At 61.7% G+C, this 21686-nt stretch carries 24 protein-coding genes and 1 tRNA gene; all 25 read left to right on the top strand.

The features are described from left to right. Positions 1-9: 9 nt before the first annotated feature. Complete coding sequence (rho, locus tag KI811_RS10800) at positions 10-1257, top strand: transcription termination factor Rho (protein ID WP_214186479.1); 1248 nt, start codon at positions 10-12, stop codon at positions 1255-1257. Positions 1258-1380: 123 nt separating this feature from the next. Beyond that, entirely contained in the window at positions 1381-1581 is a 201-nt protein-coding gene (rpmE, locus tag KI811_RS10795; RefSeq protein ID WP_004512349.1) for a 50S ribosomal protein L31, read from the top strand. A gap of 108 nt (positions 1582-1689) precedes the next feature. After that, entirely contained in the window at positions 1690-2385 is a 696-nt protein-coding gene (thyX, locus tag KI811_RS10790) for an FAD-dependent thymidylate synthase (protein ID WP_214186478.1), read from the top strand. Further along, entirely contained in the window at positions 2382-3332 is a 951-nt protein-coding gene (locus tag KI811_RS10785) for a DUF1385 domain-containing protein (RefSeq protein WP_214186477.1), read from the top strand. The genes thyX and KI811_RS10785 overlap by 4 nt, the downstream gene beginning before the upstream one ends. Before the next feature lie 45 nt (positions 3333-3377). Continuing rightward, positions 3378-4445 carry a peptide chain release factor 1 gene (gene prfA / locus KI811_RS10780; protein ID WP_214186476.1) on the top strand — a complete coding sequence of 356 codons (1068 nt, stop codon included), beginning with the start codon at positions 3378-3380 and terminating at the stop codon, positions 4443-4445. Between the two features lie 24 nt (positions 4446-4469). Then, on the top strand, positions 4470-5324 hold the full coding sequence (gene prmC, locus KI811_RS10775; RefSeq protein ID WP_214186475.1) for a peptide chain release factor N(5)-glutamine methyltransferase: 855 nt from the start codon (positions 4470-4472) through the stop codon (positions 5322-5324). A gap of 66 nt (positions 5325-5390) precedes the next feature. After that, positions 5391-6647 carry a UDP-N-acetylglucosamine 1-carboxyvinyltransferase gene (gene murA / locus KI811_RS10770; RefSeq protein WP_214186474.1) on the top strand — a complete coding sequence of 419 codons (1257 nt, stop codon included), beginning with the start codon at positions 5391-5393 and terminating at the stop codon, positions 6645-6647. Further along, complete coding sequence (gene hisG / locus KI811_RS10765; protein WP_214186473.1) at positions 6644-7282, top strand: ATP phosphoribosyltransferase; 639 nt, start codon at positions 6644-6646, stop codon at positions 7280-7282. The genes murA and hisG overlap by 4 nt, the downstream gene beginning before the upstream one ends. Further along, a complete protein-coding gene (gene hisD / locus KI811_RS10760; protein WP_214186472.1) occupies positions 7279-8589 on the top strand; it encodes a histidinol dehydrogenase in 1311 nt (436 codons plus the stop codon). Before hisG ends, hisD begins: the two co-directional genes overlap by 4 nt. Further along, complete coding sequence (gene hisC / locus KI811_RS10755) at positions 8586-9638, top strand: histidinol-phosphate transaminase (protein ID WP_214186471.1); 1053 nt, start codon at positions 8586-8588, stop codon at positions 9636-9638. Before hisD ends, hisC begins: the two co-directional genes overlap by 4 nt. A 25-nt stretch (positions 9639-9663) precedes the next feature. Further along, a complete protein-coding gene (hisB, locus tag KI811_RS10750) occupies positions 9664-10251 on the top strand; it encodes an imidazoleglycerol-phosphate dehydratase HisB (protein ID WP_214186470.1) in 588 nt (195 codons plus the stop codon). Between the two features lies 1 nt (position 10252). After that, positions 10253-10882 (top strand): imidazole glycerol phosphate synthase subunit HisH, encoded by a 630-nt coding sequence (gene hisH / locus KI811_RS10745; RefSeq protein WP_214186469.1) that lies wholly within the window; start codon positions 10253-10255, stop codon positions 10880-10882. After that, complete coding sequence (gene hisA, locus KI811_RS10740; protein WP_214186468.1) at positions 10879-11613, top strand: 1-(5-phosphoribosyl)-5-[(5-phosphoribosylamino)methylideneamino]imidazole-4-carboxamide isomerase; 735 nt, start codon at positions 10879-10881, stop codon at positions 11611-11613. The genes hisH and hisA overlap by 4 nt, the downstream gene beginning before the upstream one ends. A 1-nt stretch (position 11614) precedes the next feature. After that, on the top strand, positions 11615-12376 hold the full coding sequence (hisF, locus tag KI811_RS10735) for an imidazole glycerol phosphate synthase subunit HisF (RefSeq protein ID WP_214186467.1): 762 nt from the start codon (positions 11615-11617) through the stop codon (positions 12374-12376). Beyond that, positions 12373-12702, top strand: coding sequence for a phosphoribosyl-ATP diphosphatase (locus KI811_RS10730; RefSeq protein WP_214186466.1), 330 nt, complete (start codon positions 12373-12375; stop codon positions 12700-12702). Before hisF ends, KI811_RS10730 begins: the two co-directional genes overlap by 4 nt. 145 nt (positions 12703-12847) lie before the next feature. Next, entirely contained in the window at positions 12848-13045 is a 198-nt protein-coding gene (gene rpsU, locus KI811_RS10725; protein WP_004512363.1) for a 30S ribosomal protein S21, read from the top strand. 12 nt (positions 13046-13057) lie between these two features. Further along, on the top strand, positions 13058-13498 hold the full coding sequence (locus tag KI811_RS10720; RefSeq protein ID WP_214186465.1) for a GatB/YqeY domain-containing protein: 441 nt from the start codon (positions 13058-13060) through the stop codon (positions 13496-13498). Positions 13499-13603: 105 nt separating this feature from the next. After that, positions 13604-14140, top strand: coding sequence for a CvpA family protein (locus KI811_RS10715; RefSeq protein WP_214186464.1), 537 nt, complete (start codon positions 13604-13606; stop codon positions 14138-14140). Then, positions 14118-15884 (top strand): DNA primase, encoded by a 1767-nt coding sequence (gene dnaG / locus KI811_RS10710; protein ID WP_214186463.1) that lies wholly within the window; start codon positions 14118-14120, stop codon positions 15882-15884. Before KI811_RS10715 ends, dnaG begins: the two co-directional genes overlap by 23 nt. Before the next feature lie 29 nt (positions 15885-15913). Then, on the top strand, positions 15914-17653 hold the full coding sequence (gene rpoD / locus KI811_RS10705; protein ID WP_214186462.1) for an RNA polymerase sigma factor RpoD: 1740 nt from the start codon (positions 15914-15916) through the stop codon (positions 17651-17653). 82 nt (positions 17654-17735) lie between these two features. After that, positions 17736-18221: a Cys-tRNA(Pro) deacylase gene (ybaK, locus tag KI811_RS10700; RefSeq protein WP_214186461.1), complete on the top strand. Its 486-nt coding sequence runs from the start codon at positions 17736-17738 to the stop codon at positions 18219-18221. A gap of 10 nt (positions 18222-18231) precedes the next feature. Beyond that, positions 18232-19071 (top strand): SIR2 family NAD-dependent protein deacylase, encoded by an 840-nt coding sequence (locus tag KI811_RS10695; protein WP_214186460.1) that lies wholly within the window; start codon positions 18232-18234, stop codon positions 19069-19071. After that, positions 19068-20237 (top strand): THUMP domain-containing class I SAM-dependent RNA methyltransferase, encoded by a 1170-nt coding sequence (locus KI811_RS10690; RefSeq protein WP_214186459.1) that lies wholly within the window; start codon positions 19068-19070, stop codon positions 20235-20237. The genes KI811_RS10695 and KI811_RS10690 overlap by 4 nt, the downstream gene beginning before the upstream one ends. A gap of 119 nt (positions 20238-20356) precedes the next feature. Beyond that, positions 20357-20433: transfer RNA gene (locus tag KI811_RS10685), tRNA-Ile, on the top strand. A 120-nt stretch (positions 20434-20553) separates the two neighbouring features. Continuing rightward, positions 20554-21672, top strand: a complete 1119-nt coding sequence (locus KI811_RS10680; RefSeq protein WP_214186458.1) for a Nif3-like dinuclear metal center hexameric protein — start codon at positions 20554-20556, stop codon at positions 21670-21672. The last annotated feature ends 14 nt before the right edge of the window (positions 21673-21686 follow it).

Below are 21686 nucleotides of genomic sequence, written 5' to 3'. Positions count from 1 at the left end.
GGAGAACCGATGAATCTTCAGGAGCTTAAAGGCAAAAAAATCAATGAGCTTGCGGCAATCGCCAAGGGCCTCAACATCGAGGGTGCCTCAAGCCTGCGCAAGCAGGATCTGATTTTTGCCATCCTCAACGCCCAGACCGAGAAAAACGGCATGATCTTCGGCGAGGGGGTCCTGGAATGTCTTCCCGACGGCTTCGGCTTTCTCCGGGCGCCGGACTACAACTATCTGCCGGGGCCTGACGATATCTATGTTTCTCCTTCTCAAATCCGCCGGTTCAACCTCCATACCGGCGACACCGTTTCCGGCCAGATCCGCCCCCCCAAGGAGGGGGAGCGCTACTTTGCCCTCCTCAAGGTGGAGACGGTCAACTTCGAGCCCCCCGAGGTGGCTCGGGACAAGATCCTCTTCGACAACCTGACCCCCCTTTATCCTGACGAAAAGCTGAAGCTGGAGACCACGCCGGATAATATGCCGATGCGGGTCCTGGAGCTCGTCTCTCCCATCGGCAAGGGGCAGCGGGGACTCATCGTGGCGCCGCCCCGAACTGGCAAGACGATGCTCATCCAGAACATCGCCAACTCCATTGCCGAGAACCATCCCGAGGTCTACCTGATCGTCCTTCTCATCGACGAACGCCCCGAGGAGGTTACCGACATGCAGCGTTCGGTCCGGGGGGAGGTGGTTTCCTCCACCTTCGACGAGCCGGCCACCCGTCACGTGCAGGTGGCCGAGATGGTCATCGAGAAGGCGAAGCGCCTCGTGGAGCACAAGCGGGACGTGGTGATTCTTCTGGACTCCATCACGCGCCTCGCCCGGGCCTACAACACGGTGCTCCCCCCCTCCGGCAAGATCCTTACCGGCGGCGTGGACGCCAACGCCCTCCAGAAGCCGAAGCGCTTCTTCGGCGCGGCCCGCAATATTGAAGAGGGGGGGTCCCTTACCATCATCGCCTCGGCCCTGGTGGACACCGGGAGCAAGATGGATGAAGTCATCTTCGAGGAGTTCAAGGGGACCGGCAACATGGAAGTCCACCTGGACCGCAAGCTCGTGGAGAAGCGGACCTTCCCGGCCATCGACATCAATAAGTCCGGAACCCGCAAGGAGGAGCTTCTCGTGGAAAAGGGCTCCCTCAACCGCACCTGGATCCTCCGCAAGGTCCTCCATCCCATGAATGTGGTGGACAGCATGGAGTTTCTCCTGGAGAAGCTTTCCGAGACCAAGAGCAACCAGGAATTCCTCGATTCCATGAGCAAGTAGGCGTCCCGTGCCCCTCTGCGGGGTGACGGAAAAAAGTCTTGAAAAAAAAGAGTCCGTTTGTTAACGTTTTAACTTTCCGACAGATCACATGGCACCGGGGCAAAGGCCCCCAAGGAGGACGATATGAAAGAAGGGATTCATCCCAAGTACAACGAGGTTACCGTGAAGTGCGCCTGCGGCAACAGCTTCCAGACCCGTTCCACCAGAACCGAGATCTCCACCGAAATCTGCTCTGCCTGCCATCCGTTCTTCACCGGCAAGCAGAAGCTCGTGGACACCGCCGGCCGCGTCGAGCGCTTCCGGAAGAAGTACGGCATGCAGTAACAGGCCCCCGGCCTTGCGGATTTGAGCGGAAGGGGATTTTGTCCATGGCGAAATCCCCTTATCTGTTTCTTGAAGCGCTGTATCCAAATCGCCTCGTGAAGGGACTTCATGAAGGTTACCCTGCTCCAGCACACCCCTGATCCCGAAATGGCCGTTGCCCTCGCCGCGCGGCTCTGTTACTCCCCCATCGGCATTGATGAGCTGAAGGAGCGTCTGTCGCGTTCCGACATCTCCGCGTTTCTCGACAAGATCATGTCGCTGGGACACCAGTCGGTGCTGGAGCATGCCTCCTTCACCTTCGGCATCGAGGGGATATCGCGGGCCACGAGCCACCAGCTCGTCCGGCATCGGATCGCCTCCTACTCCCAGCAGTCCCAGCGCTACGTGACCCATACGGAGCAATTCTCTGCCGTGATCCCCCCCTCCATCGCGGGGCGTCCCGATCTTGCTGCCCGCTTCAAATCGCAGCTGAAGGCGCTCCACGATACCTATGCCGAACTCTTCGAGGCTGGCATCCCGGCCGAGGACGCCCGCTACATCCTCCCCAACGCCGCGGAGACGAAGATCATCATGACCATGAACGCTCGGGAGCTTCTCCACTTCTTCGGCCTGCGCTGCTGCGAGCGGGCCCAGTGGGAGATCCGGGCCATGGCCGTGGAGATGCTGCGGCTTGTAAAGGGGGTCGCCCCCACCATCTTCCGGGATGCCGGCCCCGGCTGCGTTGCCGGCCCCTGTCCGGAAGGGACCATGACCTGCGGCAAGATCGTCGAGGTCAGGAAGAGATTCAAGGAGATGTACGTATGACGAGGTGGTTCCGGTTGCTGCTGGTGCAGTTGCTCCTCCTTGCGGAGCGGATCAATGTAGGTGGGCAGGCTGTTCTCGAAGGGGTCATGATGCGAGCGCCCCGTTCCATGGCCATCGCGGTCCGGCGCCCTTCGGGCGAGATAGCCGTCAAGCGGGAGGAGGTCCCCCCGCTCTCGGAGCGCTTTCCCATCGTGAAGCTCCCGATCCTCCGGGGAGCGGTTGCCCTCTTCTCCTCTCTCGTTATAGGGCTCAAGGCACTCAACTTTTCCGCCAACGAGGCGCTGGCCGAAGAGGAAGAGAAGGAAGAGCTCTCCTCCTGGGCCATGGGTGGGACCATGGCCGTTGCCCTCGGCTTCGGCGTCCTCCTCTTTTTCGTTCTTCCCCTTTACCTCACCAAGCTCCTCGTCCCGGTCATCGGCCAGTCCAACATCGTGTTCAATCTGGTGGACGGCATCATCCGCGTGGCGGTCTTTCTCCTCTACATCGTCTCCATCTCCCGCATGGGCGACATCCAGCGGGTTTTTGAGTACCACGGCGCCGAGCACAAGACTATCTTTGCCTTCGAGGCCGGGGAGGAACTGACGGCGGCCACGGTGCAGAAGTACAGCCGTCTTCACCCCCGCTGCGGCACGAGCTTTCTCCTCATCGTCATGCTGGTGAGCATCGTCATATTCTCGCTCATCCCCAAGCTCTGGCCCTTCTGGATGAAGGCCGGGGCCCGGGTGGTGCTCCTGCCGGTCATCGCCGGGGTTTCCTATGAGTTTCTCAAGTGGAGCGCGAAAAACGGCCAGCACCCCCTGGTGCGGCTCATCATCGCCCCTGGCCTGGCGCTTCAGCGGCTCACCACCCGCGAACCCGACGACAGCCAGGTGGAGGTGGCGATCCGTTCCATGGTAGAGGCCCTGGAAGAGAATGGCGGCTACAAGGACGACCGGCTGGTGGTTTGATACGTTTCCGATAGTTTTGATTTTTGTTTCTGAAGGATTGCGTTGATGTTTGACAAGATAGAAGAACTTGAAATCCGGTACCAGGAGCTTGAATCGCTTCTGGCCGACCCGACGGTGATCGCCAACCAGCCCGAGTTTCGCAAACTCTCCCGGGAGCACAACGACCTGACCGGCCTGGTCGAGGCCTATCGTCGCTACAAAAAGGTCCTTGCCGAGATCGATGGGAACCGGGAGCTTCTGGCCGACCCGGAGATGAAGGAGATGGCCCAGGCGGAACTGGAGGAGCTGGAGCGGCAGAAGGAGGAACTGGAGGGGGAGATCAAGCTGCTGCTCCTCCCCAAGGACCCCAACGACGACCGCAACGTCATCCTGGAGATCCGTGCCGGCACCGGCGGCGACGAGTCGGCCCTCTTTGCCGGCGACCTCTTCCGGATGTATTCCCGCTTTGCCGAGCGCAACCGGTGGAAGGTGGAGATCCTGTCCGCCTCCGAGTCGGAGAGGGGGGGCTTCAAGGAGGTTGTGGCCCTTATCGAGGGGCAGGGGGTCTTTGCCAAGCTCAAGTACGAGTCGGGGACCCACCGGGTCCAGCGGGTGCCGGAGACCGAGGCCCAGGGGCGGATCCACACCAGTGCCTGCACCGTTGCGGTTCTCCCCGAGGCCGAGGATATCGAGGTGGACATCAATCCCGTGGACCTCAAGATCGACGTCTATCGTGCCTCCGGGGCCGGCGGCCAGCACGTCAACAAGACCGAGTCGGCGGTCCGGATCACCCACCTTCCCACCGGCATCGTGGTGGAGTGCCAGGACGAGCGGAGCCAGATCAAGAACCGGTCAAAGGCCATGAAGGTCCTCAAATCGAGGATCCTGGACGGCCTCCAGCAGGAGCAGAACGCCCGCATCGCCGCCGACCGGAAGCAGCAGGTGGGAAGCGGGGACCGGAGCGAGCGGATACGCACCTACAACTTCCCCCAGGGACGGATGACCGACCACCGGATCGGTCTTACCCTCTACCGGCTCGACGCCCTCATGGAAGGGGACATCGCCGAAGTCGTGGATACGCTCCGGGCCCACTACCAGATGGAGGCCCTCAAGGCCCAGGCCGAAGCGGCCTGATCCGCACGGACCGGAAAGGGTTCCATGACGGAAAAGCCTGAAACCTGGACCATCCGCAGGGTCCTTGATTGGACCAGGGGATACCTGGCCGACAAGGGGGTCGAGAACGCCCGACTGGAGACTGAGTGGCTTCTCTCCGCTGCCCTGGGGCTCGACCGGGTGGGGCTCTACGTCAACTTCGACAAACCCCTGAACGCCGAAGAACTGTCGGCGGTCCGGGGGCTCGTGGCGCGGCGGGCCAAGCGGGAACCTCTCCAGTACGTCCTCGGTACCCAGGAGTTCTGCGGCCTCGAATTTGTCGTGACGCCGGCGGTGCTCATCCCCCGCCACGACACCGAGGTGCTTGTGGAGGAGGCGCTCCGCCGTGCCCCCCACGCCGCCACGGTCCTTGACATCGGCGTCGGGAGTGGCTGTATCGCCGTTTCTCTGGCAAAGAACCTGCCCGATGCCCAGGTGTGTGGGGTGGAGCAGTCCGCCGGAGCCATCGCCCTGGCCCAGCAAAACGTGGAGCGCCACGGCGTCCGGGTGATCCTTTACGAAGGATCCCTCTTCGAGCCCTTCGCAGACCAGCGGTTCGACCTGATCGTCTCCAATCCTCCCTATATTCCCACCGCCGACCTGGATACGCTCCAGCCGGAGGTGCGGGAGTACGAGCCCCGCGCCGCCCTTGACGGCGGTGCCGACGGCCTTGATTTCTACCGGATCATCGTCCCAGCCGCACTGGAGCACTTGAGCCTTGGCGGCTGGCTCATGGTCGAGTTGGGGATCGGCCAGGCTGAGTCGGTGCTCGAGATGTTTGAGAAGGCCGGTTTCACCGATTGCTTTACGGCCAAGGACCCCAACGGCATTGACCGGGTGGTCGGCGGACGGATTCCGTAGGGACGTGATTCATCACATTCTGGGCGCAATACTTTGCACCCCCACATCAATTTCAGAGGCATTCCATTGGACAAGCTGATCATCAAAGGGGGAAAGAAACTGACCGGTGACGTATCGGTCAGCGGCTCCAAGAATGCAGCCCTCCCCATCTTCATTTCCACCATCCTCGCCCCCGGGCTTAACGAGATCCGTAACGTTCCCTTCCTGCGCGACATCAATACCACCATCAAGGTTCTTGAATCCCTGGGCGCCGTGGTGGAGGGGAACGGCAACATCGTTCGGATTGACACGACCCACGTGAACAACGTGGAGGCCACCTACGACCTGGTTAAGACCATGCGGGCGTCGGTCCTGGTCCTGGGGCCCCTCCTGGCGCGCCACGGCCGGGCGCGGGTCTCGCTCCCCGGCGGCTGCGCCATCGGTGCTCGCCCCATCAACCTCCACCTCAAGGGGCTTGCGGCCCTCGGGGCCGACATCCGGCTGGAACACGGCTATGTGGAGGCCAAGGCGAAGAAGCTGAAGGGGGCACGGATCAACTTCGACATCGCCACCGTGGGGGGGACCGAGCAACTCATGATGGCGGCGGCCCTGGCCAAGGGTGAGACGATTCTGGAGAACGCCGCCCGGGAACCGGAAATTATCGATCTTGGTGACATCCTGAACAGAATGGGGGCAAAGATCGAAGGGGCCGGCACCGACACCATCCGGATCACCGGCGTAAAGGAGCTGGCTCCGGTGGCCCACGACGTCATGCCCGACCGGATCGAGGCCGGCACCTTCATGGTGGCGGCGGCCATCACCGGTGGCGACATCAAGATTCACAACATGAAGCTGGAGCATCTGGATGCCCTCGTCTTCAAGCTCCAGGACGCCGGCGTGGAGATCATCAACCGCGACAACGTGGTGCGGGTGAAGGGGCCCCGCCGTCCCAAGGCCATCAACATCAAGACCCGCCCCTATCCCGGGTTCCCCACTGACATGCAGGCCCAGTTCATGGCTCTCATGTGCGTGGCCGACGGGGCGAGCGTCATCAGCGAGAACATCTTCGAGAACCGCTTCATGCACGTCTCGGAGTTGCTGCGCTTCGGTGCCGACATCACTGTTGAGGGGAACACCGCAACGGTGAAGGGGGTGAGGAAACTCTCCGGAGCGCCGGTCATGGCCACGGACCTCCGGGCCTCGGCATCGCTGATCCTGGCAGGGCTTGCCGCCGACAACACCACCGAGATCTCCCGCATCTACCACCTGGACCGGGGGTACGATTCCATCGAGAAGAAGCTGGCGGGCCTCGGTGCCGACATCAAGAGAGTAAAAGAGTCATGAGCGACTTCCTCACCATCGCCATCCCCAAGGGACGGATCCTCGAAGAATCCGTCGCCCTGTTCGGCAAGATCGGGATCGATTGCACCGAGCTCCTCTCCAACAGCCGGAAGCTCATCTTTGAGAATTCCGAACAGCGGATGCGGTATATGATTGTTCGGGCCACCGATGTCCCCACCTACGTGGAGTATGGCTGCGCCGACCTCGGCATTGTGGGGAAGGACACCCTCATGGAGCAGGAGAAGGACCTGTACGAGCCCCTGGACCTCAAGTTCGGCTACTGCCGGATGATGGTGGCGGAGCCGGTGGGGCTTGCCCGGGACGACGATCCCTCCAGTTGGAGCAACATCCGGATCGCCACCAAGTACCCCAACGTGACCGAAAAGTACTTTGCTGGCAAAGGGGTGCAGGTGGAGATCATCAAACTCTATGGTTCCATCGAGTTGGCGCCCCTGGTGGGGCTCTCCGAGCGGATCGTGGACCTCGTTTCCACCGGCGAGACTCTGCGCCAGAACGGCCTTGTGGAGGTGGAGACCATCGCCGAGATCACCACGCGCCTCATCGTCAACCGGGCGAGCCTCAAGACCAAGCACCCCCGGATCACCGAGATCATCGAAGGGCTGGAGAAGCACGTATGAAATTCCTCGATATCAGGGATACGAACTTCAATACGGAATTCGCCGCCATCCTCGCCCGGGGCGAAGAAACCGGCCGCGAGGTGGAGCAGGTGGTCCTCGACATCATCGCCGATGTCCGTGCGCGGGGTGACGAGGCGCTCCTGGAGTACACCCGGCGCTTCGACCGGCTTGAGGCCGATTCCGTGGCCACCCTCCAGGTGACCGAGGACGAGATCGAGTATGCCTTTGCCCGGATGAAGGACGAGGAGATCGCGGCCCTCAAGTTGGCGGTGGAGCGGGTGGCCCGCTTCCACGAAAAACAGAAACAGGAGACCTGGCTCTCCACCGGCGAGCCCGACATCCTTCTCGGCCAGATGGTGACGCCACTGGAGCGGGTCGGGATCTATGTCCCCGGCGGCAAAGCGAGCTATCCCTCCAGCGTCATCATGAACGCTGTGCCGGCCCGGGTGGCGGGCGTTGGCGAGATCGTCATGGTGGCCCCGACTCCCGGCGGCGAGATCAATCCCCATGTGCTGGTGGCGGCGCGGCTCTCCGGCGTCGACAGGATCTTCCGGCTCGGCGGCGCCCAGGCGGTGGCGGCCCTGGCCTACGGAACCGCGACGGTGCCCAAGGTGGACAAAATCACCGGCCCGGGGAACATCTACGTGGCCACGGCGAAGAAGCTCGTCTTCGGCCAGGTGGGGATCGATATGATTGCCGGCCCCAGCGAGATCCTCGTCATCAACGACGGGAGCGGCACCCCGGCCCACATCGCCGCCGACCTCCTCTCCCAGGCGGAGCACGACGAGCTTGCCTCATCCATCCTCATCACCACCGACCGCGGCTTTGGCGAGCGGGTGGCGGCGGAGGTGGAGCGGCAGCTGGCGGAGCTTTCCCGGGAAACCATTGCCCGGAAATCGTGGGAAACCTACGGCGCGGTCATCGTGGCCGGCAGCCTCGATGAGGTCATCGCGTTCAGCAACCGGATCGCCCCGGAGCACCTGGAACTGGCCGTGGCAAACCCCTTCGATCTCCTGCCGAAAATCAGGAACGCCGGTGCCATCTTCCTCGGTCACTTCACTCCCGAGGCGGCGGGGGACTATCTGGCCGGCCCGAACCATACCCTTCCCACCGGCGGCACGGCCCGGTTCTTCTCACCCCTGTCGGTGGACGATTTCGTGAAGAAGTCCTCCATCGTCTACTTCAGCGAGAGCGGGTTGAACCGCCTGGGGCGCGACATCGTCCGGATCGCCGAACTGGAGGGGCTGGAGGCCCACGGCAGGTCGGTGAGCGTGAGAATGAAGGGGGAAGGAGAGGTCCGGAAATGATTCCACTTCGACAGAACATCGCCTCCATGAAGGGGTACATTCCCGGTTACCAGCCGCCCGATATCGCCTCGTGGATCAAGCTGAACACGAACGAAAATCCGTATCCGCCGTCGCCGGCGGTGGTGAAGGCTATTCTCGAGGAACTTGGACCGGACGGGTCCGCCCTGCGCATCTACCCCAACGCCTCCAGCCAGAAGCTGCGCGAAGCGGCCGGAGAACTGTACGGCTTCGACCCCTCCTGGATCATCATGGCCAACGGCTCCGACGAGGTGCTGAACAACCTGATCCGGGCCTTTGCCGCCGAAGGGGAGGAGATCGGCTACGTTCACCCCTCTTACTCCTACTACGGCACCCTTGCCGAGGTCCAAGGTGCCCGGGTACGCACGTTCGGCCTGACCGACGACTTCCGGATCGCCGGTTTTCCAGATCGTTACGAAGGGAAAGTCTTCTTCCTTACCACCCCTAACGCACCGCTTGGCCCCAGTTTCCCGGTCGAGTACATTGACGAGCTGGCCCGGCGGTGTGCCGGTATGCTGGTACTGGACGAAACCTATGCCGAATTTGCCGAGTCCAATGCCTTGGAGCTGGTGAGACGGCACGAGAATGTGGTGGTGACGCGCACCCTTTCCAAGAGTTATTCCCTGGCCGGCATGCGTATCGGCCTCGCCATTGCCCGTCCGGAGGTGATCGCGGCCCTGGACAAGATCCGCGACCATTACAATCTCGACCGCCTGGCCCAGGCGGCCTGCGTGGCCGCGCTCCGCGATCAGGCATATCTGGCGGAATGCTGCCGCAGGATCCGCGAGACGCGGGAATGGTTCACCGCTGAACTGCGCTCCATCGGCTACGATGTCATCCCCTCCCAGGGGAACTACCTGTTTGCCAGTCCTCCCGACCACGACGGCAAGCGGGTCTACGACGGGCTCTACGCCCGCAAGATCCTGGTCCGCCACTTCTCCGACCCGCTCTTGGCCCATGGGATGAGGATCTCCATCGGCACGCGGGAGGAGATGGAGAAGACCCTCGCTGCCCTGAAAGAGATTGGCTAACTTCGATCCCCACGAGGAGGGTTCCATGTCCCGGAAAGCCACCATCGAACGCGTCACCAAAGAAACTCAGATCAAGCTCACTCTGGAGATCGACGGGGCGGGCGAGGCGAAAATCTGCACCTCCGTGCCGTTTCTCGACCATATGCTCGACCTCTTTGCCCGTCACGGGCTCTTCAACCTCCAGGTTGACGCCAGGGGGGACATCGACATCGACTTCCACCACACGGTGGAGGATATCGGCATCGTCCTCGGCCAGGCGCTGAAGGAAGCCCTGGGCGACAAGAAGGGAATCCGGCGCTACGGCCAGGCCAGCGTCCCCATGGACGAGACCCTTGCCAGCGTGGCGGTGGACATTTCGGGCCGCCCCTACCTCGTCTACCACGTCGCGCTTCCCAAGGTGAAGATCGGCGAGTTCGACGTGGAACTGGTGCGGGAGTTCTTCCAGGCGGTGGTCAACAACCTCGGCGCCAACATCCACGTGAACGTCATGTACGGCGACAACGTCCACCACATGGTCGAGGCCTGCTTCAAGGCCTTCGCCCGGGCCATGGATCAGGCGACCCAGGTGGATCCCCGGATCGTAGGGGTCATGTCGACGAAGGGCAAGCTCTGATATGGCAACAATCGCGATCATCGACTACGGCATGGGGAACCTCCGCTCGGTCCAGAAGGGATTCGAGAAGGTGGGGTTCGAGGCGGTGGTGACCGCCGACCCGAAGGTGGTCCTGGAGGCGGAGAAGGTCGTCCTTCCCGGCGTGGGGGCCTTCCGGGACTGCATGCGCAACCTGGAGCAGGGTGGGTTCGTGGAGCCGATCCTGAAGGTGATCCGGGACGGGCGCCCCTTCCTCGGTATCTGCGTTGGGATGCAACTTCTCTTCACCGACAGCGTGGAGTTCGGCCTCTACCAGGGGCTGAACGTCATCCCCGGACACGTCCTCCGCTTCCCCGAGGGGATGCGCGAAGGGGGCGAGGAGCTCAAGGTCCCCCACATGGGGTGGAACCAGCTTTCCATCAAGCGCCGTCCGCCGGCGTTCGCCGAGGTGGAGGACGGAGCTAACGTCTACTTTGTTCACTCGTTCTACGCAAAGCCCGATGACGAGGGTGTCGTTGCCGCCACGAGCGGTTACGGCATCGAATTCTGCGCCGCCCTCTGGAAGGACAACATCGTCGCCACCCAGTTCCACCCCGAGAAGTCCCAAGCGGTGGGGCTGTCCATACTCAAGAACTTCGGAGAGATGAAGTGATCGTCATACCTGCCATCGACCTCAAGGAAGGAAAGTGCGTCCGCCTCGAACAGGGGCTCATGGAGAAGGATACCGTCTTCTGCGACAGCCCGGCCGACCAGGCCAGGGAGTGGGAGCGTCAGGGGGCTGAGCTCCTCCACATCGTTGACCTGGACGGCGCCTTTGCCGGTGAGCCGAAGAACCGCGCCTCCATCGAGGCCATCGTCAAGGCCATCGCCATCCCGACCCAACTGGGGGGCGGTATCCGGGACATTGCCACCATCGAGGCGTACCTCTCCCTCGGCATCGGCCGGGTCATCCTCGGCACCGCGGCCCAGCGCAACCCGGCGCTGGTGGAGGAGGCCTGCCGCCTCTTTCCGGGGCGGATCGTGGTCGGCATCGACGCAAAGAACGGTATGGTGGCGGTCCAAGGGTGGGCCGAGGTCACCGGTGTCACGGCGGTGGATCTGGCGAAGCGGTTCGAGGGATACGGCGTCGCCGCCATCATCTACACTGATATTGCCCGGGACGGGATGATGCAGGGACCGAACATCGAGGCGACTAGGGCACTGGCCGAGGCGATCTCGATCCCGGTCATCGCTTCCGGCGGGGTATCGTCCCTCAAGGACATCGAGAACCTCATGGCCATCGAGGCGAGCGGCATCGCCGGCGCCATCACCGGCAAGGCGGTCTACACCGGGGCCATCAATCTGGCCGAGGCCGTGGTCCTCACAAAGCGGGGAGGGGCGTAACATGCTGACCAAGCGGATCATTCCGTGCCTCGACGTGAAGGGGGGGAGGGTCGTTAAGGGGGTTCAGTTTCTGGAGCTGCGCGACGCCGGAGACCCGGTGGAGATCGCGGAGGCCTATGACCGTCAAGGGGCCGACGAGCTCACCTTTCTCGATATCACCGCCTCATCCGACGAGCGGAGCATCATCATCGACGTGGTGCGCCGTACCGCCGAGCGGGTCTTCATGCCCCTCACTGTGGGGGGCGGGGTCCGGACCGTGGACGATATCCGCAATCTCCTGAACGCCGGGGCTGACAAGGTCTCCATCAACACCGCGGCGGTCCACCGCCCTGAGTTCGTGCGGGAGGCGGCGGAGCGCTTCGGCTCCCAATGCACCGTGGTGGCCATCGACGCCCGGCAGGTGGCGGGAGAGAACCGCTGGGAGGTCTACACCCACGGCGGACGCAACCCCACCGGCATCGACGCGGTGGAGTGGGCCCGGCGGATGGAGGGGTACGGCGCCGGCGAGATCCTCCTCACTAGCATGGACCGGGACGGCACCAAGGACGGCTACGACATCCCCCTGACCCGGGCCATTGTCGATGCGGTCTCCATCCCGGTCATCGCCTCCGGCGGGGTGGGGAACCTGGAGCATCTCCACGACGGCTTCGTGAAGGCGGGAGCCTCGGCATGTCTTGCCGCCTCCATCTTTCACTATAAGGAGTACACCATCGGCGAGGCCAAGGAGTATCTCCGCGGGCGAGGGGTCCCAGTCCGACTATGAGCGAACGAGACGATATCCTACAGGCCGTCTATCAGGTGATCCAGGAGCGCAAGAATGCCTCCGCCGATTCCTCCTACACCGCATCGCTCCTCCAGAAGGGGATCGACAAGATCCTCAAGAAGCTCGGCGAGGAGGCCACCGAAGTGGTCATTGCCGGCAAGGGGGGAAAGCGGGAGGAGATCGTCTACGAGACTGCCGACCTTTTCTTCCATGCGCTGGTTCTCCTCGGCTATTACGACATCGCCCCCGAAGAAATCTATGCAGAACTGCGCCGTCGCTTCGGAACTTCGGGCATTGCCGAGAAAGCGTCGCGGCCCAGGGAGTGAAAACCTCCTGAAAAAACGAAAAAAATATTGACACAGACACGGTAGCCGCATATTATGCATGGTCTGTGAAAAAATATCCGGCCCACGTACATTTCTTCTATAAGCCCAAGTGGCCACTTTACATAGAGGAGGGAGGGGAATATGCATGCCGGGTGTCAAGGTAAAAGAAGCTGAGCCTTTTGAGCTTGCACTGAAGAAGTTCAAGAAGCAGTGCGAGAAGGCGGGGATCCTCTCCGAGGTCCGTAAGCGCGAGCATTACGAGAAGCCGAGCATCAAGAAGAAGAAGAAGGCTATCGCAGCGCGCAAGCGTGCCATGAAAAAACAGCGCAAGATGATGGACTAACCAGGGACTTCCATGCTGCGGGACAGGCTGAACGACGAGATGAAGCAGGCCATGAAGGCCCGGGACGATATACGGCTTTCCGTTATCCGTCTCATTCGCTCATCGGTCAAAAATCGTGAAATCGAGTTGCGGCACGAGCTTGCCGATGGGGAGATAACGGAGGTTCTCTCCACCTTGGTCAAGCAACGCCGGGAGTCGATCCGGATGTTTGGCGAGGCCGGTCGGGCCGATCTCGTCGAGAAGGAGGAGAAAGAGCTGGCAGTGCTTCTCACCTTCCTTCCGCAGCAGCTTTCCCGCGAAGAAGTGGAGGCGCTGGTCGTGCAAGCCATCGCAGACAGTGGAGCCCAAGGCCCGAAGGATATGGGGAAGGTCATGAAAGCCATCATGCCTCACGTGACCGGCAGGGCTGACGGTTCCCTGGTCAGTGTAGTGGTGAAAGAAAAGCTTGCGTAGCGTTGCGCTCTTTTTCTGACATCACAATACTACTATGAGTTATGGGGGCGATTCTCTGGATTGCCCCCTTCTTCTTTTGCCCGTTGTTAAGGTTACGAGTTCGGCATGAGCCTCCTCGATATACTGCTCTGGGCCGTTTTGCTGGGGTTTGCGGCAAAGGGGTTCATGAAGGGTTTTGTCCGCGAGGTCTGCTCACTTCTCGGGTTGGTGACCGGAGGGTGGGCGGCCTTTACCTATTACCAGACCGCCGGCGCGTTCCTGGGGAGTGTTATTCATCTTCCTCCACGGGTGGCGTCCGCAGTGGCATTCCTCTGCATCCTCCTGGCGATCGGCCTCCTCTTCTTTCTCGTCGGACACCTTCTCACCGTAATCTTGAAAATCGTCCTTCTCGGAGGGGTCAACCGCGTCGGGGGAATTGTCTTCGGCCTTTTGCAGGGAGCGCTTCTTCTCAGTATTGTCCTCTATCTGGCCAGTTTCCCTCCCGTTCCCCACGGGGTACGGAGCAGGATAGCCGCATCCGGCACGGCCCGGGCCTTCGCCAACTGCGGCAAGGACATTGTGACCGGCTGGCGAAAGAATACTGTTGAGAAACGGCCGGCCGGAGAAAATCGGACTAAAGATGTCATTGATCCCCGACGATAAGATCAGGGAGGTCCGGGAACGGGCCTCAATTCTGGAGGTGGTGTCCGATTACGTGAGCCTCCGGAAGTCGGGGGCCAACTACCAGGGGCTTTGTCCCTTCCATGGCGAGAAAACCCCTTCCTTCAACGTGAATCCGGCCCGAGGAATCTTTCACTGCTTCGGTTGCGGCGTGGGAGGGAATGCGATCACGTTCATCGCCAGAATGGAGGGGCTCTCGTTCCCCGAGGCGGTGAAGTTCCTTGCCAAGCGGGTGGGGGTTGAGATCGAGGATCGTCCCGTTTCCGCTGCGGAAAAACGGCGCCTGGACGAGCGGGAGGAACTCCACGGCATCATGGAGCTGGCCGTGGGCCTCTACCGCGAGGCCCTCGAACGGAGCGAAGAGGGGGGGGCGGCGCGACGCTATCTGGAAGGGCGCGGTGTGGATCGGGCCACGGCAGAGGCGTACCGCCTCGGCTTTGCCCCGGACCGATGGGACTTCCTGGCCCGTCATCTCCAGCATCGCTCGGTGCCGCTGGAACTGGCGGAGAAGCTAGGTCTGGTGAGACGTCGGGACGGGGGCGGGTTCTACGATACTTTCCGAAACCGGCTTCTCTTTACTATTACCGATATCCATGGCCGTGCTATCGGCTTTGGCGGCAGGGTTCTCGACGACTCGCTGCCCAAATACATCAATTCCCCCGAATCGCCCATCTACCACAAGAGCGAGGTCCTCTTCGGCGTCTCCCTCGCCAAGGGAGCCATGCGGGAGACGGCGAGCGCCATCGTGGTGGAGGGGTATTTTGACCATTTGGCCCTCTTTCAGGCAGGGGTCAGGAACGTGGTCGCCACCTGCGGCACGGCCCTCACCGAGGGGCATATCAAGCTTCTGAAGCGCTACGCGGGGAAAGCCTATACCTTGTTCGACGCTGACAGCGCCGGACGGAAAGCGACGCTGCGGGCCATGGATCTCTGCCTCGATGCCGGATTCCCCGCCCATGTGGTGGAACTGACCGCCGGGGAGGATCCGGACAGCTTCATCCGGAAAGAGGGTGCCGAGGCGTTTTCGGCCCGTCTGGCAAAAGCGCGTCCGGTGGTCGATTATTTCTTTCGCCAGTTGGTGCGGGACGAGGATACCGGTACTGTCGAGGGAAAGGTGAAGGTCATCGATGAGATGGCCCCGCGGTTGGCAAGGGTCTCCAATGCCATCGAGCGGGAACTCTATGCGCGGGAAATTTCCCGGGTTCTCGGTGTCGATGTCCGCTCCCTCGCGCGGAAGATCGGCGGGTCCTCGGCCTCCGTTGCTCCCCGGGACGACAGGAGTGCCGCTCGGCCTCGCCGGCAGCAGGGAGCTTCTCCTGAGGAGATGCTCCTCTCCCTCATGGGGCGCTATCCCGAAGTTGCTGAACGGGTAAGGAACCATGGCGTAGCACGTATCTTCGGCCCACAGCTTCTTCCCGTCGCCGAGGCAATACTGGAGCGTATCGGAGCCGGGAAGCCAGTCGAGTGGGGTGAAATTCTCGATCTGGTTGAAGGGGCAGAGGAGCGGGGCCGTATCGCCGCATTTCTTGTCAACGACGACCATCTGGCCGACGTTGATGTCCACAAGGCCTTTGATCAGTGCCGCGCGGCTCTGGAGCGGAACTCCCTCGGCCTGATGAAGGAGTTGGCTCGGGAACTGGCGGCGACCGATCCCGATAGTCCTCGCTACCGGGATCTCCTGGCTGAGATTGATGCCTTGCGAAACCGTAAATCGCAGTTATCTTAATAAGAACAGCGTGCAATGAGGTGAATTTGATGGCCAAGAAAAGTTCGGACGAAGTTAAGCAGCAGCTGGTGGACATCGGCAAGGAGAAGGGATTCCTTACCTATGACGAAGTCAACGACGTGCTGCCTCCCGACTTCTCAACGGAGCAGATTGACGATGTAATGAGCATGTTCGGTGAGATGGACATCGACCTCGTCGATTCATCCCAGAAGGTCAAAATCCCCAAGATGAAGCTCGACCTCGAAGAGGAAGAGGAGATGGAGGGGGAGCAGGAGGAGATGGAGTACGAGCCGGGGGTCCTGGGGCGCACGAGCGATCCGGTCCGGATGTACTTGCGGGAGATGGGGTCTGTGTCGCTTCTCACGCGCGAAGGCGAGGTTGAGATCGCCAAGCGGATCGAGGAAGGGGAGCGCGACATCGCCCGTGTCATCCTTACCACTCCTATTACGGTCAAGGAGATAATCGCCCTTGGCGACAAACTCCGCAAGTTCCAGATAAGCGCGGCCGAGATCAGCAAGGAAGTTGAAGAAGAGGAGCTGGAAGAGGACGAGGAAGACGTCCAGGCAAATCGCGTCCTCTCCATTATCGACGAGATCCGGGATCTTGACGTGAGGATGGAGGCCATTGCCGAAGAGCTCGACGCTGAGGGCGTTGCCGCGAAGCGCCAAAAAGAGCTCCACGCCGAGCAGCAGGAGATCCGGGAAAAGTTCGCCGATCTCGTGAAGTCCCTTCGGCTCAAGGATCGTCACATCACCAAGATTGCCCAGCGTCTCAAGGAACTGTCGGGCAAAGTGGAAGCCATTCTGACAGAGATTGCGGCGGTTGAAACCGAAGCAGGCATCAACGGCGAACGCCTCAAGGAGATTGTTGCCAAGGGCGACGAAAAGGCCAAGGGGCTCAAGGTAAACTTTGAGGATGCCCAAAAGCTCGATAAGAAGATCCGCGCCGCTGAGAAAAAGCTCAAGAAGCTGGAGCACGAGTCGGGCTTCAAGGCCCAGGAACTGTCCGACGCCCTCCACGCCATCGACCGGGGCGAGGCCAAGGCGAAGCTGGCCAAGTCCGAGCTGGTGGAAGCGAACCTGCGGCTCGTGGTCTCCATCGCCAAGAAGTACACGAACCGGGGTCTCCAGTTCCTGGACCTGATCCAGGAGGGGAACATCGGCCTCATGAAGGCGGTGGACAAGTTCGAGTACCAGCGGGGGTACAAGTTTTCCACCTACGCCACTTGGTGGATCCGTCAGGCCATCACCCGCGCCATCGCCGACCAGGCGAGGACCATCCGGATTCCGGTCCACATGATCGAGACCATCAACAAGCTGATCCGGACCAGCCGCCAGCTAGTGCAGGAGATCGGCCGGGAGCCGTCCCCCGAGGAGATCGCCGAGCGGATGAATCTTCCCCTCGACAAGGTGCGCAAGGTCCTCAAGATCGCCAAGGAGCCCATCTCCCTCGAAACCCCCATTGGGGAGGAGGAAGATTCGCATCTGGGGGATTTCATCGAGGACAAGGGGGTCGTTTCGCCCCTTGAGGCGGTCATCAAGGCCAACCTCTCGGAGCAGACCTCCCGGGTCCTCTCCACCCTCACCCCCCGGGAGGAGAAGGTGCTCCGGATGCGTTTCGGCATCGGCGAGAAGAGCGATCACACCCTGGAGGAAGTGGGGCAGGATTTCGAGGTTACCCGGGAACGGATCCGGCAGATCGAGGCCAAGGCCCTGCGGAAACTCCGGCACCCGAGCCGGGCCAAGAAGCTCAAGAGCTTCGTGGAATAGCATCCGCGAACCGCAGTAATGAGAGCCGCGTCGGCATCCGGCGCGGCTTTCGCATTGTGAATCATTCATAGTGTGGGGAGCTATGGCTAAGGAGAGCAAGGCGCCGGTCACGGCTGCGGTGCGGGCGTTGCGCGCCGCGAAGGTTCCATTCACCGACCACCTCTATGCCTATGAGGAAAAGGGGGGGACCGCCGTCTCCTCCCGGGAACTGGGGGTGGACGAGCACGCCGTGGTGAAGACTCTCATCATGGAGGACGAGGCGAAAAATCCACTAATCGTCCTGATGCACGGGGATCGCCAGGTTTCCACCAAGGAACTGGCCCGGGTTCTGGGGGTGAAGGGGATTTTTCCCTGCTCCCCTGACACGGCCCAGAAGCATACGGGATACCTCGTGGGGGGGACCTCTCCTTTCGGGACCCGCCGCCGGATGCCGGTCTACATGGAAGAAACGATCCTTGACCTGTCCTGCATCTACATCAACGGCGGCAAGCGGGGATATCTCGTGGGGATTGATCCCCGTGACGTGGTGAAGCTTCTCAATCCGACCCTTGTGCGGGTCGCCATCTGAGGAGGAGCCCATGGACCTGCAGGAGAAAGTTCGCGTTGCCGCCGAGGCGGTGAAGCATGCCGATGCCATCGTCATAACCGCCGGTGCCGGCATGGGGGTTGATTCGGGACTTCCCGATTTCCGTGGAGACGCCGGGTTCTGGAAGGCGTATCCCCCGTACCAGAAGCTCGGCATTACCTTTGTGGGGGCCGCGAATCCCGACCACTTTGAGCGGGATCCGGCTTTTGGCTGGGGGTTCTACGGCCATCGGACCAACCTTTACCGGGCCACGGTCCCCCATGCCGGCTTCGACATCCTGCGGGAATGGGTCGAACGGTTCGGCCTCGATTATTTCGTGGCCACCTCCAACGTGGACGGCCAGTTTCAGAAGGCCGGGTTTGCCGACGATCGTATCTTGGAAGTCCACGGCTCCATCCACCACCTCCAGTGCACGACGCCCTGCACCATGGCCATCTGGGAGAACCGGGAGACTATTCCGGTGGACGAGGCGACCATGCGGGCTGGGCACGTCCCCCGCTGCATCCACTGCGGCGCCGTGGCTCGCCCCAATATACTCATGTTCGGCGACTACGGCTGGGTGAGCGACCGCTCGGCCCGGCAACAGCGGAACTTTGACGAGTTCCTCGCCGACATCCGGGGGGGGCGTCTGGTGGTGGTCGAGATGGGGGCCGGCACCGCCATCCCGACTATCCGTTATCTGACCGAGGAACTTGGTTCCCGTTCCGATGCGCTGGCCGTGCGGATCAATCCGCGAGAGCCCCAGATCCGCGCGCCACACCTCTCCCTCTCCTGCGGTGCCCGGGAGGGAGTTGCCGCCATCAACGCCGTTCTTGCGGAGGAAACCCCTTGACGATCATCAGGAGAAAAGCAGCGGCCGGACCCTTCGACGGCGAGCAGTCATTCTTTGCCACCACCGCCAAGGGGGTGGAGGAGGTGCTGGCTCGGGAGATGACCGGCCTCGGCCTCGGCGGAGTGACCATGGAGAAGGGGGGGGTCCGTTTCACGGGGGATCTTTCCGCCTGCTACCGGGCCAATCTCTGGCTCAGGACTGCGAGCCGCATCCTTGTCGCCCTGACCGAATTTCAGTGCCACTCGCCGCAGGATCTTTACGACGGGGTCCGTGCCCTCCCCTGGGACCGCTATCTCACCCCTGACACGACCCTTGCCGTTGAATGCGTGCTGCGCGATTCGGCCCTTACCCACTCGGGGTTTGTGGCCCTAAAGACCAAGGATGCCATCGTCGATACCCTCCGGGACCGGTTCGGACGCCGCCCCAGCGTGAATCCCAAGGATCCCGATCTCCTGGTTAATGTCCATTTGGTCCGCAACCGTTGCACCATCAGTCTCGACAGCTCCGGCACCGGACTTGACCGCCGCGGGTACCGGACCGAGGCCGGCGAGGCTCCTCTGCGGGAGACCTTGGCCGCGGCCCTTGTGCTTCTCACCGGTTGGGATGGGACGGTTCCCTTGGTCGACCCCCTCTGCGGCTCCGGGACGATCCTCATAGAGGCAGCCCTCATGGCTTTGAACCGCGCGCCCGGGCTTGTCCGGGAGCGCTTCGGGTTCCAGCGCTGGCCTGCCTTTGATGCCACCCGTTGGCGGCGGCTCCTTGAGGAGGCGCGGCAGACGGAACGGACAACGCTTGCCGTGCCCATTCTCGGCAGCGACCGTCTGGAGGATGTTCTTGCCTTAGCCCGTGGCAACAGTCGCCGTGCCGGCGTCGATAAGTTCGTATCCTTTGAGGCGCGGGACCTGCGAGAACTCGTTCCGCCTCCTGCGCCGGGAGTCATCCTTACGAATCCTCCCTACGGACGGCGTCTGGGTGACGAGGAACAACTGAAATCCTTTTATCGCCAGATCGGCGATGTTTTCAAACAGCGCTGCGCCGGTTACACTGCCTGGCTCTTCACGGGGAGCATTGGCCTCGCCAAGGAGGTAGGACTCAAGGCTTCCCGCAGGATTGCTCTTTTCAACGGCCCCCTCGAATGCCGACTCTTGAAGTATGATCTGTACTGAAGGTCCCGATTGGGAAACGGAGCGAATTTATTGGCTTCATCTCCAGCTCTCCTGTCGGTTGGTACGGAAAAAACCTTGACACGTCGCGCCCCTTTGCGTAGTATCGAATCTTCGTTTTCGGGCCTATAGCTCAGTTGGCTAGAGCAACCGGCTCATAACCGGTCGGTCCCAGGTTCGAGTCCTGGTGGGCCCACCACCCGAAATTTGTCAGGATGAAGCAGGGGATGCCCCGAAATCACCGGTCAACAACGACCACTCATACTGTTTCAAAAAGGAGTGCGGCCCGAAGGGTGGCACTCTTTTTCTTTTACCACGAATGATTACGCCAAAAGTCTCGGATATAGTTGGAATTGTTAATAAAATAGCTCCGCATGACCTCGCCGAAGAGTGGGACAACGTGGGGCTCATGGTGGGGAATCCGTCGGAGCCCGCTACCCGGATCATGGTGGCCCTCGACGGCACTCCGGACACAATCGATGCGGCAATCGCCGACCGATGCCAGCTTCTCCTCACTCATCACCCCTTCATTTTTCGTCCCCTCAAGCATATTTCCTCCGCAGACCCCATCGGACGTCTCGTTCTGAAAGCCGCAAGCCACTCCCTGGCAGTTATCTCTCTCCACACCAATTTCGACATCGCCTCTGGCGGGATGAATGATCTCCTGGCTGAGCGCCTCGGCGTCAGCAACTGCCGGCCGTTAAAAGTGACGACCTCAGAAAGTCTCGTGAAGCTTGTCGTGTTTGTACCAAAGGGACACGAGGAACAGGTGCGGGATGCCCTCTTTCTCTTCAGCGGCGTTATCGGCGCCTACCGTGACTGTTCCTTTCAGTGTGCCGGCACCGGCACCTTCAAGCCCCTGGCGGGCGCGCAACCGTTCATCGGCCAGGTGGGAACGCGGGAATACGTGGAGGAGTCGCGAATCGAGGTGCTTCTGGAGAAGCGGAACCTTTCGGCAGCCGTGACCGCCCTGGTCAAGGCACATCCCTACGAGGAACCCGCTTTTGACCTCTTCCCGCTCCTGAACAGGGGGCCAGAGCAGGGACTAGGCAGAATCGGCGTCCTTGCGGAGGAGACTACGGTCAGTGCCTTTGCCGACGAAGTCAAAGGGCGCCTCGGTCTTGCCGGCGTGCGGTTTGTCGGGGATGGCGCTCGTCCCGTCAGGAAGGTGGCACTCTGTGGCGGGAGCGGCATGTCGCTGCTGCGTGACGCCCAGCGACAGGGCGCGGACGTGCTGGTGACGGGTGATGTGAAGTACCATGAGGCCCGCGATGCCGAAGCCCTTGGCGTGGCCATTGTCGACGGGGGGCACTTCGGCACGGAGGTACTCATGGTGGAGAGTGTAGCGAAGCGGATGGCGGTGGAACTCGCGTCGCGCCGTTTCGAGGCAGAGGTTATTCCCTTCTGTGGGGAGCGTGATCCGTTCACGTGGCGATGACGGTATCGCTCTGA

It is taken from the genome of Geobacter hydrogenophilus (assembly GCF_018501225.1).
GTDB classification, from domain to species: Bacteria; Desulfobacterota; Desulfuromonadia; order Geobacterales; family Geobacteraceae; genus Geobacter; species Geobacter hydrogenophilus.
This window is presented reverse-complemented; position numbering and strand designations above follow the sequence as displayed.